Source organism: Candidatus Omnitrophota bacterium (genome assembly GCA_041649175.1).
GTDB lineage: Bacteria > Omnitrophota > Gorgyraeia > Zapsychrales > JBAZNR01 > JBAZNR01.
On the sequence record JBAZNR010000001.1, the window covers coordinates 298,907 to 320,352 of the forward strand.

The 21,446-nt window shown below is 42.7% G+C and carries 1 protein-coding gene (cut by a window edge); it reads right to left on the reverse strand.

Annotation, left to right across the window (positions count from 1 at the left end):
• Positions 1-21,446 carry the end of a bifunctional isocitrate dehydrogenase kinase/phosphatase gene (gene aceK, locus WC676_01430; protein ID MFA5059275.1) on the reverse strand. The gene runs 110,944 nt beyond the window's last position, so the window shows 21,446 of its 132,390 coding nt (coding positions 110,945-132,390); its start codon lies beyond the right edge, outside the window — the gene reads right to left on this strand; the stop codon is at positions 1-3.

Here is a 21,446-nt window from a genome sequence, read left to right on the forward strand (position 1 = left end):
CTACAAATGAAGCATTTTTCTGACAATTCTTATCTCCTTTCCAAAACTGTTCCCCTGAAGTTGATAAAAATAAACTCTCGGAGGTAAGTCCGAAAGATAAACGGTGATGGGGCGAATGATCACCGCCGGAAGTGACGGATCCGGAACGAACGGATAAATAGCGAAAACATCTACATAAGAACAACTATCTAAAAGATAACGGCGGATTTGGTTCGTCCGCCAGGATAAAAGCGGCGTGTCGTGGTCGGTTGAGTCGAAATCTTGTGAGAAAATATATGAGTCTAAGGAAGATGAATCTTTGAGGGTTTCTTGAGCAGGCGCGATTTTAAATAGACTTGGATTTTCCTCCGGCGGAGAACGCGCGTCGTGAATATTATCTTTTCCACCTGATACATTATTAAGATCAGCGTTACCATGCCCAAAAATTGTCCGCGGGAATAAAATAATAACCGCGGCAACGATCATCAAAAATGTGCCGAATCCACGTTTAAGAATTCTTTGGGGAACATTAGTCTTTATCGGAAGAGAGTTTGTTCGAGAACCTTGCTCCTTGGCTCCAACCCAGGCATTGTCATCCGTAATGCTTGAAAATGGGATCGTGCCGTTATCATCCACATGATAAAAAGTTATCTGAGCACCGTTTCGAACAATGCGTTTGGTTTCCACAAGTTTAATATCCCGGGCAACACCTTTTAATAATTCTTGAGCCGGCACAATACGAATAAGCGTCTTTCCGTTGCGTTCTGAAGATTTATGCACCATATAATCGCGCACGCCATTTTCTAATAGATAAAGTTGGGAAAGAAAATGCGCCAAGGCGATCCGATGATCTCTTTTTAACTTTTCAATAAGACAGTTATTGTAAAGACCGAGAAATTCAATAACCGATTTTATGGTGCATGGAGACTGTCGAAAGGAAGGATCTGATCGAGAAGGGTCATCATCGGGAAAAAGGCTGTTTGCGGAACCAAAATCATTTTCACTGCGGACAAGTCCGAAAAATACAAAACTTAATAAAGAAATGCTAACTGAAGAAAAATTTTCTATCGGCCAAAGGCCTATCGGCGGGGCGTGGGCCGTTAGAGACAGCCAATCGCCAAGCTGAACAATCATTGTCTCTAACGGCCCGATCAATACTCCTAAAACAGTTGCGGCGATCATCAAAGGTAAAGCGATAAAACCAGATGAGCGAGGTAAAGAATCCTCCAATAAACTTTTCTTGCCAAAAAACTTCTTTAATATGGGCCTGAGTTTCTCAAGGACATCAGAAAATTCATTTTCTACCGCGCTTTTTTCAATATCTAAAAGCTTGGCCTCAATTCCATCCTTAGACATCCTTTCCCCGGATTTCCTCAGCTTCTTTTTAGCTTCATCTAAATTTTTAGATCCTTTTAAGATATTCAGTATCCATTCTTCAATCAATGCCCTTTTAAAGCGCTGAAAAAGCTCTTTTGAATCATGGCCTGATTCAAGCGCAAGGATAATACCGGGAATACGGCTATCACGCAAAGCCTTATAGGACATGGAAAATACCTGGGCCGTTTTTCTTTGGTTTCCGCGTTTTTTCTGCAAAACTGTTATGATTTTCTCGATAAAATCGTGGCTAATAATTTTCTTCCGGCGGATCTTATCCTCTTCAGCGCTCTTCGAATTTTCCAATGCCTTGTTCAAACTTTCAAGGATCTCTTGATTATTCGCAGATACTGCCTTCTCGCGAATGGTAGAAATCCTGCGGTCTAAACTTTTTTTTGCTATATTTAAAGTTTTGGCTGCTTTTCCTCGATCTCCCCTCGCATCTTTTAAAGCTTTTATAGTTTCTTCTGTACGGGACGGCAACAAGACTTTCTTTTCTGTCTCTAATGCTTTAGCTAAACGATCAAGAACCTCTTTTTGGCCTGCTTTTACAACTTTTCTACGAAGCTTGGGGATTCTATCGCGCAAACGCTCAAGAGGAATGTTAAGTGTTTCAGCCGCTTGTTTTTTGTCTCCTTGAGCAGCTTCTAACGCTTTTAAAATATCTTCCGAATAAGACGGTAATGCTACTTCTCTGCTTCTTGCTTCGCCTATAGAAAAAGCAAACCGCCCAAATAACAACTCTAATTTTTGAGAAAGCATGCTATCGGAAGATTCTTTGGCAAAATCATCCAATCGTAATAAAAGCCTCCCTAAGCATTGCAGTGGAACCTGAAGGTTTGAGGCCGCCTCTTGCGCGCTTTCTGATATTTCTAAGACACTGACAATGCGCTCAGTATAAGTTCCTATAGAACAAATCTCTTGTAGACGCCGCTCATAGAAAAACATATGATACTGAGAAACTGCCGCTTTAAATTCGTTTAGCTGTAAATAAAATATCTTTTTACTGATCTTATAGCCGCTTCGTTGTATGGCTTCTTCTTCATCACCATAGGATTCTTTTAATTTATCCAAGAATCTTTTGACCCGGTCCGGGCACAATATTTCACTTAGCTGCTCTTCAATACTTATAGCTGTTTTCTCCCATTCTCCACCTTTATCTTTTGCTTCCTGCTCAATATCTTCCAACCATTGAATAAATTTTGTCGTAGAAATACCGTTTTTCGCATTGAGCAAATTATAAAAACGCTCCCGGCGTGATGCTGATTTTGCGTTGATCCTCTTTGCAACAGACAAGATCCTTTGCGATTTCTCTTGAAAAGACATTGCCTCGGCAGAAACACTAGCTGTCTCATCGCTTAATGAAGATCTTAGATATCTTCGCAATTCATCTAATGAAAAGACTCTTGCGATAAGCTTTAAACTTTTTAATTCCCTCCAATGCTCTTGATCAACTTCTGCTTTGGCAGAATTAAACAGGATCACTCGCAACAATACATCGAAATGATTCTTAACAGCCTTACAAAACTGAGGAAATTCTTCCGTATGGAACTTCTCATATTCAAAGTCCTGGATGAATCTTCTCCACAAATAATGCATCGAAAACACGGTTCTTTGAGATTCCGCCTTCAAGGCCAGGTCACAAATCCAATAATAAATTTCTGTATACCGGGCAAAAACCCTGTCGTACTTAATAAGCGTCTGGCGCAAAACCTTCGCGCGGGCTTCATTATCTTCCTGGATTGAATTTATCAACTCTTGCGCTTTTTCTCCCGACAGAGGATTGTCGTTATGATCTTCCGCGATTTTCTCAAAGGGAGAATTTCTTAGGCTGCGCCAAATCACTTCATCTTCCAGACATAGTATTGATTTTGAAAATCCCGGATCTCCCTGACGTGCCGTGCGATTAAATAATTGTTGGTCTTGGCGCCCAAACTTATTAGGTTCTGCCTGAATCACGACAAGCCCGCCCATTTTGGAAACTCCTTCGCCTAATTTAATATCTTCTCCACGGCCCATCATGTTTGTCCCGACGGTAACCATCTTCTTTTGCCCGGCAGTAGCCACAATATCAGCTTCTTGCCAAGCGTTAATGCCGTTTAGGACTTGGCAAGAGATCCCGTTCGCATTTAACAGCGCTCCTATTTCATTGGCTGTTTCAATATAACAAACACCAATAAGCACAGGATTTCCCTTAGCGTGCCATTTTTTTATTTCCTTAAGAACTTCCTCATATTTCTTTTTCTTTGTTCCATAAATCACCACGCCTAAGTCAGTCCGGCGGCAAGGCTTATTACGCGGGATAAAAGATGTCTTTAAGCCATAGTATTTCTGCAATTCATCCTGCTGGCGGCCAATACTTCCGCTCATTGTTGACGCTCTCTCGGCAACAGATAAGAAAAAGTGATGCTGCGTCATAATAAGCGCCGGGTCATATACTTGCGAAACGGGCAAATGCTCTTTTGTTTCAATAAATTGATGAAGTTGTAAAGCCCAAATATGTTCCGGATGAAGCCGGCCCGTATATTCGTCCACGATCACGATCCTGCCATTTTGCACAACATACTCTTTTTCTCTGCGATAAAAATAATGGGCTTCTAGCGCCACAAAAATAAGCCGTTCAAAATATTCCTGCAAAGCTTTTTTTCCCTTGGGTGTGAGCAAAGCTATTTGCCGATAATCTAAGCGATAATGAACTCCCTTTGCTAATAAGGATTTATAAATATTGTTACGCGCCATTTCGACGGGATCTTCCTCTTCCTTTTGCTGATGGTCATTTTTGCTGATCCAGGAAATGACCTTGACAGTGTCGCGAAACCACGCATGATCGATATATTTCACGATAAAATTTTCTACCAGCTTTGCGCGCGCGTTTTTTCCTTTCTCGGTAAATCGGACATGCTTTGTAGCCGGATTTAAAATGTAATCTTCCCCCGGTAAAAGCCTATTTAAGGATTCCTGATAAAGGATCTTGTAAAAAGCACCCATATCCCATCCGTCTTTGACCGTCGTTATGATAGGCTCAAAAGCATTATCAATAAGTGTTTCATCGCCTTCATCAATAACGACAAAAGAAATTTTTCCGGGCCGGCGTACTTGTTGCTGCGCGTCCGTAACTAAATGATCTCGTTCTATATCGTACACAAACTCATCATTAACGCCGTAAGTGATATCTGCCGCGTAGGCTTGCTTTCGATAAAGCCGCAGATTCTCTTTTTTGTTGTGTCCATTGCCATTTCCATTCCCATTTTTAGGAACTTCTAAGGGGCGTAAATTTTTATAATGCGCGCTGCCGTTTTGATAGGAAGGATCGAAAAGGTACGACTGGCCCCTGACAACAACACCGACGCTTAATCCTAAGAAATGATATATGCCGCCCATATCATGAGCATCACGCAAGGCAAGATTTTCTTTAACCGTTGCCACATAGACGCCTTGCTCTTTTAAAGCATTTAAGTAAACAGCCGAAACGGCCGCTAATGTTTTCCCTTCGGAAGATTCCATCTGGATAGCGCGGCCTTGATAAAGTTGAAAGGCCGCCAAAAGCTGAACATCGTAAGGGCGCATTCCCGTTACCCTGAAAGCCGCCTCACTGACAACCGCAAATGCTTTCGGCAAGATCTCCTCCAAGCTTCCTCCGTTTTTAAGCCGCAGACGAAATTCTAATGTTTTGGCCCGCAATTCTTCGTCAGAAAGACCTCCAAGCTCTTTTTCAAGTTCTCTAATGCCGCTTAACAAGAGATTACTAAAAAGAACCTCATTTTCTGAGGGCAAATTATTAACATCCATAACCTTCGAGAGAGAAAGCCCAAAGTTTTTAGCCAAAACATTCACCACATTTCTAGCAATGCCTAATTCTTTGGCAGAAAGCGTTCGGTTATTCTTATTTCTCCAAAGTGCGCGTATGCCTGCCCACTCTTTAAGCTCTTCCAGCGCCAAATACAGCGTTGGCTCATCTAAAATAGCGATGAAATTCTCTTGTGCTTGCCGCATATCACCCTCGGAATAATTTTTCATCAAAATCCTTATACCTCTTGTGCTTATCTTTAACATTTTTGCGGCTTCGGTTTTATTGCGGCCGGCCGCTAAAAACGCGTGAAGAACGGCTCTTTTCTTGATTTCATCCCATGTTAAGGCATCGTTTTTAGCAATGTTCAAATACGGCAATATAAAAATAAAATCATGAAAGGTGTTTTGGTTTATTTGATATTCGGCTATTTTTTGATCTAAATCTTCCTTTGACAGTCCTAAGTTTCTTGCCGCATTTTCTATATCACCGCCGCATTTCGCCAATGCAAAAAGAATTTGTTTTTTCTCTTTTAATGTCAATTCTGCGACGGGGTCTGATTCTTCTCGGTCTTTTTTTGATCTTTTGCTAACCGCCAAAACCGCGGCGGCAAAAACCATCTCCGTTGGGGCGTGAGGAAAATAGCCAAACACCGTGATCAAGATAAGAACCGCGCCAAGAGGATAAACAAGGTTGTAAATCCTCTTTTTCTTTAAAATAGAATAGATCCTCCCCCGAAGATATCTCTGCAGCATAATGGGGTAAAGATTGCCGAAAATATTAAAGATCCCTAAAACAGAAAGTAAAATCATTCCCGCTATTTGAATAATTCCTGTTGTCAGCAAACTTACGGCCAATAATCCGCCCATGACAGAAAGCACGATCAAAGAGTATATGTAGTGGATCGTTTCCATTTCCCTGGTTGTTGTCTCTTTTCTTTTTAATGCCTCAGCGGAGAAGTGATCGACAAATACACTCGGCGGTAATTTCTTAATATCTCTCAGCAGCCATTTTCTAAACATCTTGATCCCGAGAAGCTCATATAGTTTGCCGCTTCGTTCGAAGAATTTCGGCTTAAAAACAAACTCAGCCCGACGAGGATCTTTTAAAAATACATTCACTAAAGATGTGGAGAAGTAGGAAATCACAAGAACACCCGCAATCAAGATGAGAGAAGCTATCCCAATAAGAACGGCCGATAAAGAAATAATAGCGAAGGATTTAGAGGAAAGAATGGTGGTGGCAAGAAATATCGTGGAATTCATCGACCCAGGGGCGAAATTTCCAAACAGATATTCCAGCATTCCCCAAAGTACCACAAACCCTGTAAGCCCAAATCCGATCCAGCCGTGAAGCTTTTCTCCATCAAGCTCTTTTAAAGAATCGTCTTCTTGCCGAGAATGAATATCCTCAAGGATGTTCTTTAAAGGTTGATGAACTCTTTGGACAGAAATAATTTTTGGGCGCAAGTATGGTATTTCTCTCAATACTGCGACACTCAGCCGAGGAGAAAAATTGCCCACTTCAAAAAAAAGATTAGTTCGGATATTGCGAAGTGCTAAGCCCCCGATATACGCACTCTTGCTCTTACCTAATTTTATGCCTGGCCTCATCACTTCAAAAGTACTACCATTCGCCCCATTAAGCACATCACCCATTTGCAAATCTTTAAGTAAAAATTGATCAGCAGGAATAGTGAGGGTTGCCATTTTTTCTTCTTGTGAAGGAGAGGAAGGAGCCTGAGCCAAAGAATTTACCGGAGAAACACTTACTACCGCTGTTAAAACTGCGGCAGAGAAAATAAAGCGTGGGTTGAGATATTTTATCGGTGGCGCCTGGGCGAAATGGCCGAAGAGATATCCCAAAACTCCCAACAATCCTACAAATCCAAACAACACCCAGCTGCAAAGTGCGGTTTCTTGGGAATCTAATACAAAACCTTTTGTTTGTTCTTTAGCTGACTGAGATCTATCAAGGGAACTCTTCCGAGCAAGGGCATGACCGGCTAAGACAATAAATTCGCCATTTCCCACCGGGAAGAGCAGTTTATTAGCTATGAAAATGTAAACTGCTTTTTTCATGTGCTCTGTAGATTTAATGATTTCCAACGAGGCTTTATCCAAGATTCTTTCCAAAGTTAACCGCGCCCCAATACCTGCCGCAAGGCAACATCGTTCTATTTCTTGAAGATCAACCAATACAAATTCGCCCAACGTCCCTAGTGCTTCTTTTGAGTTAATTTGAAATCTTTTTTGGAATCTGGAAATATATACCGCAATCTCTTCTGGAGTAAGAAGTTTCTCCCATGCCCTATCGGGTAGCGTGATAGACGAAACATGTTTTAGACGCTTAAATTCCCCGTTCATTCCGGGAAGAGCTAAAATTAAAATTCCATTGCGTTCATATCGAAATATAAAGCCGCGCTTATAGCTTAACGCCCCTAATATTTTTTTGATGGTTACGACAGAATTGATCATCGACAACGGCACTTGATCATAAACGATAAAAGTATTTTCCGTAAGGCCGTTAAAATAGATCGATAGCATGTCGACCCAAAATGATTCAAAATTGTCTAGGATTGGCTGGCTTTGTTCTCTGGAAAAACCCCAAACTTCAAGATTACGGATAAGTTTTTCATCTTCCCGCAAAAAAAGCGCAGGAACACTATTAGAAACACTTTGTGGACGACTTGCTGAGCGTTTACTTTTTCCGGAGGATCGTTTTGAAGATACTCTATTTTCTTTCTGACTACTCTTTCTTAGAACATCATCTTCGTAAATCTTATTCTTAATATCTTCCAGCAAGTGTTGTAACTCGCGGATACGAACCAAGAATCTTAAATCATCAATACCTTGGCTTAAAGGATCTAGTTGCGACAATGCCATCTCGGCATCTTTATGATCAAAGTATTCTTGATAAATTTCGATAAGCGCCTTGGTCTTTGAGCGTAATTTTTCTGCATTCGCATCAGGAAAATTTTTCTTAGGAGCCCGCAAAGCAATCCATTGACTTAAACGTACGTCTCTGGTTTTTGTCGGTTCCTTAAAAACCGGAATGATATTCTTCAAGTCCCTAGCAGGAGGCACCTGCCGACCGATATATGGATCAATTAGGTCTAGTAGCGCCTTAAACCGTGAGCGTGGCAAAGTTTTAAGGAAGAACTCGGGATTACTATCAATAAGCTGAGCAATTTGACGTGATGTAAATCCAAAAAGGCTTAAAACAAGATACAAGAAATGGAGGAAAACGACAGACTCTAAAAACCTTTGCTTGGTCCAATTTGAAACCCGGTACCAATACGTGCGGCTAAAAGAAACCCCGTAGTTTTCAGGAATACGCATCCGTTCTAAAATCTCTTCCGGTAACCGAAGCCTTTCCCAAACAACATCCGGAACAGGCCCAATATATTCCGCATCATCTCGTCCGGATAGAACAGATTCTTTTCCCGCCTTGTGCTGCGCCTGTATTTCTCGTAATTCTTTCCGAATCCTGTCTTCCTTATAATTAGATATTATAAGAGCAGAGATGGGCATTTTGAATTCATCCTGAAATATTCTTGCCTTCCTTAAATATTCCGACGGAGAAATCTTTCTTTGGATATATTTCGGAAGTCTATGATATTCAATACCGCGGGCACGTAATTCTCTTAAAGCCGCCGGACGCCCGCTATTGCTCATTTCTTTGGCTACGCGCATTTTTTTGTTCTCGATCAAAAGAAGCCTTTGGCTATGCGCTGGCTCTGCAGCCAAATCACACCGTAACGGTTTAAATTCAACGACTAAACTCCGCAAAGGCCTATTTTTTAGAGTTCCAAAATCAGCCTCGGTAGCCAATCGAAATACCGCCCAGGCATATTCACCCGGATTTCCTAAAGAAAAGCTTAATCCTTCAATGCCCTTACACCAAAGGCATGTTCCTAATTGCTCATGCTGGGCTTTACGCAATTTAACTAATTCCCTAGAGGGAATCGCCTTGGTAAATTCTTCAACGTATAAACGTAATTCGGATTCTATTTTCTCATGGGAAGGAGTTTTGCATAAACTTAACCCCAAACTCTGACAACGCGCGCGAACTTGATAAGGCCATTGTCTTTTTCTTAAACCATCAAATGCTTTGATCATTTCTGTTGCCGTCGGAAATCTTTCATGAGCAATCGTTAAGGATTGATGAGCCGTACGGTATTCTTGATCGGTTGTCACCGATCTTCTTGTGCTTGTTTCCTGTTTTACCGTCGCCCACGCCATACCCAAGGGCGCGAAAAGAGGCAAAAACGCAAATCCGTGAAGCTTTTCTTCCGTCATTCCCTCAACCGCTTTTTCCCAGTAATCAAAAGAGTCCCCGATAACATCAGAATAAGATTCATTCAGTTTCTTAAGTGCCAAAAATAAAGCTGTTGCCTGATCATTTAATCCAACTAAACGTAATGATTCAAGGATTCGCGTAAGGCGTAGAAAATTGTCATTCGGTGAAGATAGCCAAACACGGCTTCTATTCTTAAATCCCGGGCTATGGACGACGCGCAGGCCATTTTGACTGTTTCTTAAGGCAAGCCCATAGAAGGAAAGCATGACCTTAAGGGATCGGATCATATTTGATCTAAGGTTTTGACCGATTTTTGTATCGGCACGAAAAGTATCGGCAGTTTCCCGGGTTAAAACAGGAGGAACAACCTTTTCTCCTAGGTTACGGCCCATGATTTCCCACACAAAAGCACCAAGGCTTTTTGTAGGGAACAATAACTGTATAAAATTGTGGTCTTCTTCAAGCTGCTCATGGCTAAATCGCCAAATATCACGAATATATCTTCCTTCGTGGTCTGTTCTTCTTCCCAAATAAAAATCAATCAGTTTGTCATTGAATCCTGTAAGCGGCCATGAGTCATCCCCCACCGTTCCTAGGGCCGGCAAGCAGAATAAAAGCGAAATAAACGGTAGCCCGAAACAACAAAGAGCTTCCGATACAATTTTCCTGTTTTCCAACACCACAAATTCTATTTTCCGTGCCGTGATGACATAATATTCCGTCGGGAAACCTTTGCTGTCGTAAACCTGCTTAACGGTAATGCCGCTATACCTTTGAGATCGCTCAAAATAGTGTAAAACTAAATTTATCCTTTCTTGGGCAGAGTGATGATCATTCCACGTTTTAGTTCTTGCTGAAGGATCGGAACGGTCGTCAAAAACAACAGCAAAAGGCGCGCCAACTTTTAAAATTCGGTTAACCTCTCTAAAAAATCTCCTCGGCTGTTTAACATAGGCAATGCCGTTTTTCATCAATACGCCCGAAGCGTAATCATTCGCCAGTAATCCTAGCCCCCGATTGACATCAAAAACAATGCCTTGGGTGAGCCTTTGATTTGCGCGTAATTCAACTTGATTTAACCCGATGCCAATAAATTCTCCCTGAAGAGTGCGCGGAAAATATGTCTTAGCGCCGCTCATCAGGTCAACAAAAATAGGTTTTTTGATCCGATGATCATTTTTAAAAATACTCATTAAGGCATGTTCAATGGCGATCTCTTGTTCAGTATTGGTATAACCGATCAAATTAGGCTTCTGCCAAACGGAAGATAGGTTTTCTACCGTCCCCCACAGCCCAAACGGCAAGAAACAAGCAAGATTATTTTGTTTCTGGAAAATATAAGCTCCATTTCTTGCCCCACCGTAAGCAGGGCCGTTATAACCAAAAATAGCCCCCTGTCTTTCTAACCCCAAAAGAACACCATCTTGCACCAAGGTTAGTAACCCGCGTGCGCTACGCTCCATAGCCCTGTCGCTATCAAGAATGACAAATCCTCCGGGCCTTAAGAACTCTTCAATAAGCCGAGCTGATAAAAGGAATTTTCCGTCTCTAATATAAACATCACCGGCTTTGATAATGATAAGATCAACCCCTTGGGACGCTTCAAGATGACTTCGATAGGAATCAACGGCTAAACCATCCGTTTTTTCAACAAAGATCAAAGAACGCTCTTTTCCCTGCAGCATAAAATTCAAACTGAAAGTACCCGCGTGGTGGCCGGTCGAATTTAAATCAATATCAGTCACACCGCTTGCCCTTAGCTCTTTCTTTAAAAATGGCCATATCCCTTGGCACATCCACAACAATTCATTCGAGATAAAACCCATTCGGCTTTTTTCTATTAAATACAATTCGATGATCTTATCTTGGTGTATGGCGCAACGCGGATCAATATCATCCATCTTGCCGCCTGTTAGCATCATCATAAGCTTGATCATCAAAAAATATTGAAGAAGCTGCTGTTGTTGCTCTTGAGAAACTGCATTTAGATTTGTGTGAAACGGAAGTTTTTCGATAAAAATAAATTTGGCGGCATTGGTCGTAACCCAAGCTGTAGAAAAATCAGCGGCCGGCCCGATCAAAAGCGCCACTCTTTGTTCATTGTCTCTCATGGTTTCTGCGCTGTTAACAATTTCGCGGATACGGCTCATGTATCGGAAATTCAACTCTCCGCCAACCAACATTTCCACGGACCAGATTGCCGATGATCGATCACCGCTTCTATTGCCCACCGTCGCCCACACTAAACCTAGCGGCAGACAGGCCGACAGTATAAAGCAGGAAAGTTTTTCTTGCTGTGCCGGCGAAGCGGAACTATCAGCAAAAAATTCATCCCAACCGCTGTCCATCCAATCGGCCTTCTGAATTAAACCAAATTTAGCGACAATTTCTCCCTTTAACTCACGCGTGCACATGTTTAAGTTAACGCTCATGCTCCCGCTAGAATGAACCACGGTTGTTCCGACGCGTTGTGAGATTTTCTCGCGAGGATTAAATCCCGCGCTTGTTAGTTTCTTAAAATCGAAACTCAAAACTATCGGCTGACTGGCATAAATCATACGATAGCCTTCTCCGACAGCACCGGGAGAAAGAAACGCCGCTACATCTTCTGGTTCATAACCGCTACTGCCCTCTTCGACAAACGGATATATTATTGCGCGCGCATGCATATCGGCAGATGCCGCTTCAGTAATCAGTTCAACATTCCCTCGGCCAAAAACCCAGCCTTCAGTTTCTAATGCCCTGTCAACAATCGCCGTAATTGTGCCATGATAGAAAATAGGTTGGAGAGGGGAAAGCGTTTCGTCATTTTCCGCGTCCACCGTCCCCCACGCCAGCGGTAGTGAAAACACAAACAGCATCACAAAAGCAAACGTTCCCTGAAGTTTATCATCGTGTCCGGTATTTTGAATAATCAAATCCCAGCGAGGGTTTAATTCTCTCATCTGAAGGTCTATAGCCCACCAACGGGAAGCATATTCATCGTCGGCTTCTTGGATCCTGTAAGAATTAATTTGGTCTTTCGAAATGCCTTGGCGCTCAAAATATCGTCCATAGGACGCCAAGCGGGAGATGCCTTCCGAACGTTCGATCAAGATATGGATATCCGGATCTAAATCGTGATGGTCCAGCCATTTGGGCGCATGGTAACCTTCGACCACGATCACCTTGGCTTCTTCGCGATGTTCGTAAGGTAGTAAGAATTCCGGATTTTCTTCACTGTAAACACTGACATGGTGGCGGAGAATTCCATCCAGCTCTCCTTGAGCAATTAAACGGCTTAAAGTTGTTTTTCCGCGCGCAGGCAATCCGCAGATACTGATCACTACCGGTTCTTCGCCCCTTTCTAATCTCTCCTCGATCATAGCGCTTAATTCTTTTAATCCCTCCCAAAGATCATTAGCGCGCCGCGGAGCGGGTTTTCTGGCCCAGACAACCATATTGTGATTCACAACAACGGCAAGATCGGAAAGTTCAAAACCATAATCGTCGTCGGTTTCCTGATTAGCGGTGTAAGAGCCGGATCCCACTTCGAGATTTAATTCCTTTCCAACTGCCTTAAGCATCTCTTCGTATTCTTGTGCCGTCATCGGCTTGATGGATGGATCTCGATTAGTTGCTCCTAAAAAGTTACTGGGCCCTTCATCCATACTGCGATATAGAATAACGATGTATCCGCCCTCTTCCAAAAGCTCAAAAGCTTGCTTCAAGATTCTCGCCCTGTCTTCCGGAGAATAGAAAAATAGGACGTTAGCAATGGTGATGATATTAAATTTCTCTGCAATACCGTTTTGATTCAGCAGATCTTTTATATTGAGAATATCTCCTTCGATAAGCCGGATCTGTGTGTTGGCGCGAAACGGCTCTAATTTTTCTTTTGCCCATTTGAGCATTTCACCGGAAATATCCACGCCGACAATTTCGGCGGCGCCGTTTTGCGCAGCCAATTCAGCGACCATCCCGGTTCCCGTCGCCAAGTCCAGAACTCTACTTCCCTTAACATGATCGAGCGGAACAGCCGCACCAAAAATAGATGCCGCCGCTTTCCTCATTGCCACTTTTACGCCGATATCATAATTCCGCCGAACGGCAAAACCATCGTATTGTCTTTTGAGGTTTTGCGCGGTAGATAAAGATTCAAGATACGCATCAATGTCTGCTTGTGTTAACGCCGCGGAAAATATTTCCCGTTCCCAGCTCATCGTCGAACGCACGAGTCCATCTTGAATACGTTTTATTTTTCTTTCGTCAAAATTAAATCCTTCAAACCCCTGGCCTATTCCTCGTCGAATTCCGGAAATAAAAATATCTTCCTTATCGCTATTTTCCGGCTTTGCCAAGTTTTCCGCGACACCGCTAACCAAGACAATATGTTCCACAAACTCTTCATCAGGATAATGACGGACAAATGCCGCAAACGCTTGTCCTATTTGTTCTGCCATATCATTAACAAATAACATGGTAAATTCATCTTTCGAATTAACAGCGTTGCTCATTCCCCTTAAAATGCTATCAACGGCGCGAGCCTTCAATATCTGCTCATCTTCGTTGAGTGAATCTGTAGCGCTAATTAAACGCGATAAACTTTCATAGTCGGTAACACCTTCGGGAAGTTCTATATATTGCAAAGCCAAACGATTGTCCCCAACAGCTTCCATAAACGCCGCGGCAATCTTCGGCCCGCCGAACAGGTCTTCAAAATCAACTCTGCCTTCATGCTCAACGGGATGTTGCCCCTTAGCCGTAAAGCCAACAAATTCCCATTTAAGCGAAGGCAAAGCAAATGGCCCATTGTCATGAAAAGTAGCTTCGATAACATGGCCTAATTCTAAGATCTCATTTTCTTGCCCAAAATAGGGTTTTCTGTTTTTCCCGGCTGTTCCATTATTTCCGGTCCCTAAAATAAATGCCATACCATCTTGGACTTGCGCCAATCCTCCGCGAGGACTGAATTCTCCCAAGAGAGCCGCTTCGCAATCATTGTAAACAGCCACTGCAATACGATAACCGTATTGATCATTAAGTTTCTTCTCTAGCACGTCTTTAAGAGGATAATTTTCAAACGGTAAGTTAGCCGCTTTAAACGGTGTTCCGACGATGCCGCGATAAGAATCCACAGGACCGGCAAAGGCAATTCCAATTTTTATAACTTTTTTATCCGGCAAGCCGGTGATGATATTTTCAATTTGAAGCAGAATGCCCTCAATGATATTGTCACTGGTCGCAGATGCCGTGTATTTTTCTTTCCATTTGATAGCGTCCACAGTCGCAATGATATTCCCTTGTACATCTACCGCCCCGGCGCCGATCTTAGTTCCACCCAAACTGATCCCGACAGATACGACTGAATCTTTTATAGAGAAAAGTGCTCCCATCGGCAAAAAGGCCGAAAGTTTCTCTGTCTTTTGCCCACTACCATTGTCCTCATCCGAAATGATTTGCTCAGGCCGTCCATCAAAATAAACAGCTTTCCAGTGTAACCCGTCGTAAACAACAACGCCCGCGTTACGCCCAAATTCGAGATGTTTTTCAGCCAAAATAATATTGGTATTGATGACCTTGCCATTTTGAGTCCAGCGAATTTCTTTCGCCTCTTTGTGTCCGACGATCTGCGGCAGTAAAAGATTTTCCGGGGTTAGATTAAGTTCATCATCAAAGTCAGCCCAAATAATACCGCCTGGTTTATACCCGCTTTGCCCGCGTTTTTTGGGGCCAAAGTGGGCATTGCCGCGCTCAAAAACAATATCGCTAAAATTATTTGCCCTAATCGCCTCTACTAAACGACGATTCAACTCTTGGGCAATATCTTCCATCGGCAATAAATTCGGCCGATCATTTATTTTTATGGCAATATCTTCATCGGTTAGTTCTTGCGGATCTTTATCAAGTTCCTGGGCAATGAGAAGAATTGATTCCGGATGAAGTTTCTTAAGTAAATGCGCCGTAATATGCGGCAGCATTCCACCATGAACCATTAAGCGGTCGTGGATATGAAAGGCGGCCACCATTTCACCTGAAAGAATGGAATTTCGCATTTCCGGAATGATTTCAGTGGCTCGCTTATCTTCCGGTTTTCCCTGAAAATGCTGGAGCTCATGATTTCCGACAAGCGTTACCAAACTATTAGCCTTTGATAAAGCCTTTCGATGCAGCATGTGCAAATAACGATACAGCTCTTTTTGATATTTGCCGCGGTCTAAAATATCCCCGATCACCACAACCGTAACGCCGCACACTTTCCACTCATCATTCATGAAATCGCTTCCAAATTCAATGATGCCAAGCTTACTTAAGGCATTGCGCACGCCCCACAGCTCTCCGTGGGGGTCACCAATGATAACCGTTGTTACGGCGGCTAAGGTTTGCGCTTCAAGCAATTCCCCTTCAACTCGAATAATGCCGTCCCCAAAAGTAAGCGAAGCGTTTGTCCATGTTTCTCCTTTATCGGTGGAAAATACCGGCCGGATAGAATATGATCCCGGGCGGGTCATGAGCACTCTTGCCTTAAAAAGATAGTTATTACCCTCAAATCTTAGGAATTCCAGAGGAGTGAAGGAATATGGGGCTTCATCTTCGAATTTAATTTCGAGAGTTGCCGCTATGCTATGAGCAAAAATAGCGTCGTGAAGTTTCCGGGAAACATACGCCTGAGCATAGATCTCTATCATTTGACCGGATACGACTTTAACCGTTTTTCCGGAAAATGGGCCGGCATAACTTTGTGCCGCGATATCCAAATTGCCGGCCCAAACAATTGGGGCATGCCCTAAGTCGCGATTAAGAATTCGTGCAAAATCAGCAATGGAGAATTCTTCAAGCTGCATTAACTCCCCGGCCAGGTCCAACCGGACCTGGGCCCACTCTCTTAAATTCCATTTTTGGTGCGCGACCCATGCCCCCTGCAAAAGTTGAGTAACAAGATAAAAATAAACCCTTAATAGAAATAACTTTTCCGCATCCAAGGACAAATCAACTGGGGATAAATGAACCGTGCGTTTAGAATATGTTAATCCATATCGCTTTTGATAAGTCGTCAGAAATTCGTGCATCAATTCTTCGATGTGCCCTATCAATAAGGCGTTATTTTTTCTGGCATCAATAAGGCCCAACAGCGCGTTGGCTAATTCTTTTGTTGCCGCGTCAAATCCGCCTAATTCAGCATCGATCCAGGCCATCACGTGGCCGGAGTCGCTATCAACAAACCAATTCCAGGGGAAAGGATCGCCGTGAGTAAGAACTTTTTGCTCACCTAAAACAACGTTGTAAAATTTATTGAAGAAATCTATAACGGCGGGAGGATGAACCGAGGCAAGGTGCTCTTTGAACTCCGGGTTATCGATCATGCCCATTATTTTGTCTAACAATGTCGCATAATCGCTTCTTGAGACCGGCTGAGCCGTTGGATAGCTTTTGTGAAGGCGCGCTAAGCCGCCGGCGGCGGAACGTAACGTTGCCTTAACTTTTTCAATATCAGACCGGGGACGATGTAAAAAGCCAAATTGACTTATTAACCCTAATCGATTTAAATTCTCCAGAACAAGAGCCCTGGCATTGTCATTGAATAATAGAAGATGGGGGCGCTTATACGGATTAGCCTCAACAAAAAAACATTTCTCGGCTTCATAAGCCTTGGGGGCACTTGTTTTGTCCATATAGATCTTAATAATGTATTCCCCCTCTAAGGCTTCAAAAACAATGCGGCTTTTTACCGAGATCAAAACTCTCCCCTTTAAGTAATTAACTAACTCCGGCAAGCTCATATCACCGGCGGCAAAGAAATTAAGCAATTCTTCAATGTATTTTAATTCCTCATCTGGACTCTCTTGCTCTTTGACCATCGCCCAAAACCCAAGAGGGAAAAATATTCCGGCAAAACCGTTAAGAGATTGTCCGTCTTCTTCATCCGACAATAGTTTACCGATCTTGGCTCTTAGCAATCCTACAATCGCGCTATGAAGCTGGGAAATACGGCTTTCTGTTAAATTTAACAACCCCCCGATTTCTCTCATGCTCATGCCGTTAAAATAGTATTGTTGAATGATCGTACGGTCCCGGGCGGGAAGCTTTTCAATATATTCACGCAAAATAGAAACTTTTTCTAAGGCGACAACCCGTTCGTGAATGTCTTCATCCGACGGAAATAATGCTTTTAAAGAATGTAGATCGTTGCCTGTCGTTCTTGAAATGAAATTATCCAAAGAATCAAATCCGCTTTGACGGGCATAAATAATCGTACGCAGCTCTTCGATCCCGATATGAAGCTCCGCCGCTATGGCTTCTTCCGTCACATATCCTCCGGAAATAGCAGCCAATTTATCCACCGCTTCATTTAATTTATTGATTTTGGCATACATGCCACGCGGCAAATGATCTTGGGAACGTAGGAAATCGATGAGCTCTCTTTGAATACAGCCAAAAGCGTAAACTTCAAACGGAACATCTTGGCGGTTATTGAAATCCCTCGCGGCCGTAAACAGCCCAATAGAAGCTACCTGCTTTAATTCTTTGAGCATTTGGGAATCTTGTTGAATTTTTTGGGGTAGTTTTCGATAAATATATCTGGCAACGCGATCGGTAAGATACGAATACTTCTTTATCACCTGTCGATATTTGTTTTCTTCTTGGTTTTTCTCGTAAACAGCTTTTTCGCTTTCAAAATGAATGCCATAAGATTTAATTCGCCATTGAAGATTTCTTCTCGACAAACCAAGCTCCTGGGATGTTTGATCCTTATCGAATTTATTTTCCTGCAAAGCATTCAATATTTTCTGACGTTTAGCCTTGAATTTAAACTCCCGATGAATTTTTTTCACATCAATTCTTAGTTTCTTTAAGTACTTATATAAAACTACCTTACCAATATCCAGAAATTCGGCTAACTTAGGAACATCGCCCTGAAACTGGTTAAGCAAAGCTTTAAGAACTTTCTTTCTTTTCTCTCGGATAGTTCTTCTTACAGGAGCATCGGAACGCAATCCTGATTTTCTTATATGGCCATATAAAGTCCCTTTTCCGATTTTTAAGAATTCGGCTAACTTAGGAACATTATTCTGGAACTGATCAAGTTGGATCTTAAGGGTTTCCCTTCTTTTGTCTCGAACAATTTCTCTCACGCGAATGCCGGCGCGCAATAATTCACTATTTAATACGGCCCTGTCGCATTCGAGAAATTCGGCGGTTTTCGTAATATTCCAGTCATGCTTTTCTAAAAGCTCTAATAATTGTTGTTTTCGCGCTTTTTTATCTTTTCGTTCCAAGGAGAATAACTTATAGCGGCTAAATAATAATTCCCGGAGGTAGCCCTCACTCACACCGCGAGCTTCGGCTGTCTTGGCAATATCATCACCGTGCGCTTTAAAGTCTTCACGCAATTGTCTTTTACGATTGCGTTGTTTTTTCTCACCCGGACGAATACCATAACGGCTAATCCGAGAACGCAGCGTATGAATGTTAATATTTTCACCTTTGGCTAATTCTTCGGTATCCCAATGATATTTGTTGAGTAAACGTAAGAATTCGTTCTTGCGCCGATCTCTTTTTTCTCGTCGCTTAGACCTTGGATGGTTAGGAGATTCTTCTTTTGTATTTGCAACCATGCCAAACACAGCAAAAGGAAATATAAAGCTATTAAGGGCTTCTGTTTTCTTATTCGGCGAAACAGGTTTTAACCGAATTGCGAACGTGGTTCCCTCTCCCGGAGTAGATCGCGCGACAAAGATCTCGCCACCCATTCGCTCGATACTACGTCGCGCGCCGCTTAATCCAACACCAGTCCCATCCATGACAACTTTCTTGGCCTGATCAGTGCGATAGAAAACTTTAAATACCTTCGCCATATCCTCAGGGGCCATTCCCATACCATTATCGACAACATCAACCCGGACCCAAGTTGTTCCGTTATTGTTCTCCTCGGAAATACCGATTTTGACCAAATTACCGCCGTATTTTTTGGCATTTGTCAAAAGTTCGATCATCACCTGCTCTAATTTCTCCTGATCTATTAATACCGGCATGCGTTGCTGAAGAATATCAACAATAAATAATGGATCGTGTACAACAGCTTCTCCTGAGGTTTTGACATGGTTCTTAAGAAAAATCCTTGGCAGCCATGAAGCTAAATTAACATCCTTTATAACAACGGCCGGCTCAACGATCTTTCCGGAAACTAGATCATGCAGTCTTGTCGTTAAAAGCATGAAAGTTTCATAGGAAGATTTTTGTTGTTCTTCTGCTTCCACCTCCGGGATCCGTGATGAGTCCAGCAAATCCCGTGTTGCGTTAATAAAAGTAGTCAAGGAATAGTACGTCACTCTCAGGCGCTTAGTCTTTTGCCCAATATCAATACGCAAAATGATCTCTTCTCTTGTAACTCGAGCGAGGTCTTCCATAAGCTGATTGAGAGACCCGCTATGAACCGATAAAGCTTGCATTCGATATTGCTGTTCTTCGCCGGGAACTGCGTCTAGATCCAAACGGGAAAGAGCCCCTAACATGCTTTTTAAGAATTGAGACAGGATGTCGATCTCATTTTCTCTTAGCATGCTGAGATCTTGTTCGCCGTATTCCTGTAATAGGCTCCCCTTTCTTTCTACTAAACCTTGCCAATCTTGTGTTTGGTTCATGAATTCCCGGGAAACAAGCTGAAGTTTTGCCAATATATCGACAAATTCTGGAAAACGCTTGGCGGCTTCATAAAGCCCTGATAGATAATTACGAATATCATGAACGGTTTCCACGATATTGTGGGCGTTACGGCTCATATTCAATGTATTCTCAACACTCGCGTCTAAATTAAGCCGGTCCATCACCAGCGTAACTAATTGCGCTATCATCAAAATGTATTTCGTTTTAAGCTGTTGGTCTTCTTCGCTATAAAACAAAGGCTGGGAAACGGATAGATCGGCCGATGAGGCGGCTATTTGCCAATTATCCATCATCAGGATGTAAGAAATTTCTCCGCTAAACGCGTCAATAATACCGATATGAAACACCTCTTCTACGCGCCCCGCGTGCTTACCGCCGAAATGAACGCGGTCGGATTCAAACATAAGCCTATCAACAAAATGTTCATCATCCATTAGCCCATTGTCGCCGATAAAATGATCACTGCGTTTCTTGGTATGCAATAAAAGCGGCTTCCCCTGAGCGTTCATGCGCTCAAAAGTATTGAGCGCTCTTAATTTCTCATCGCTGGAATCAGAAAATACTTCTTTGTGACGGCTGGGGCGAAATCCACCGCGCGAGGCATCCAAAACATGGCTGACCTGCCAAACATTGTCAATTTTTCTAACCTTGTAAAGCCTAGCCCGGCCGATGTGCAGGACTTGAATGATCGCTTTACTAAAGATATCCTCCACTTTTTCTTTGTGTTTAACGGAGAAAAGGGCTACCGCCAATTGAATGAGATTTCCCACATGCCAACGCGACGGCGAATAATCGACCAAGTTGCGCACGGCTGCCCCTGAGAATAAAACATCGAAAGACGCGCCAGCCAAAGCTATTTGTTCATTATTGGACATACGCCGCAGAGCTTCGATATGTACCTTTGATGAGCGCAAGACCCGTAAGAATAACCCCATGATCTTTTGCGCTGATCTAAGCGGCCCGCTTTGATCGATCACCTCTTTGAGTATCTGGCGCGATAAATATCCCTTTGAATAACTTCCCGATAATTCTTTCAGGCGTACCTTAAGGGCAAGGACAGGTGTAATGAAAATATGGTTTACTCTTCCCGAAATATCGATAGGTGCCGAGGTTTTTAATTGGAAATTCTCCAGAAGAAGGCTCATGGTCTCATGTTCTTCCGAGGCTTTTTGAAGCGCGGTAGAAATATTTACTTTCTGCTGATAAGTAAGGTCTTGGACTTGGATCTCGTTTTGTTGCGGCAAAATTCCCTGCTCAGCACCAACAAGGCTGTCGCGAAGCGCATCTATTGCTTCGATCAAATCCTGATTAGCGATTTGCAAATTGGAAAAGACGGAATTGATATTTTCCCACTCTTTAT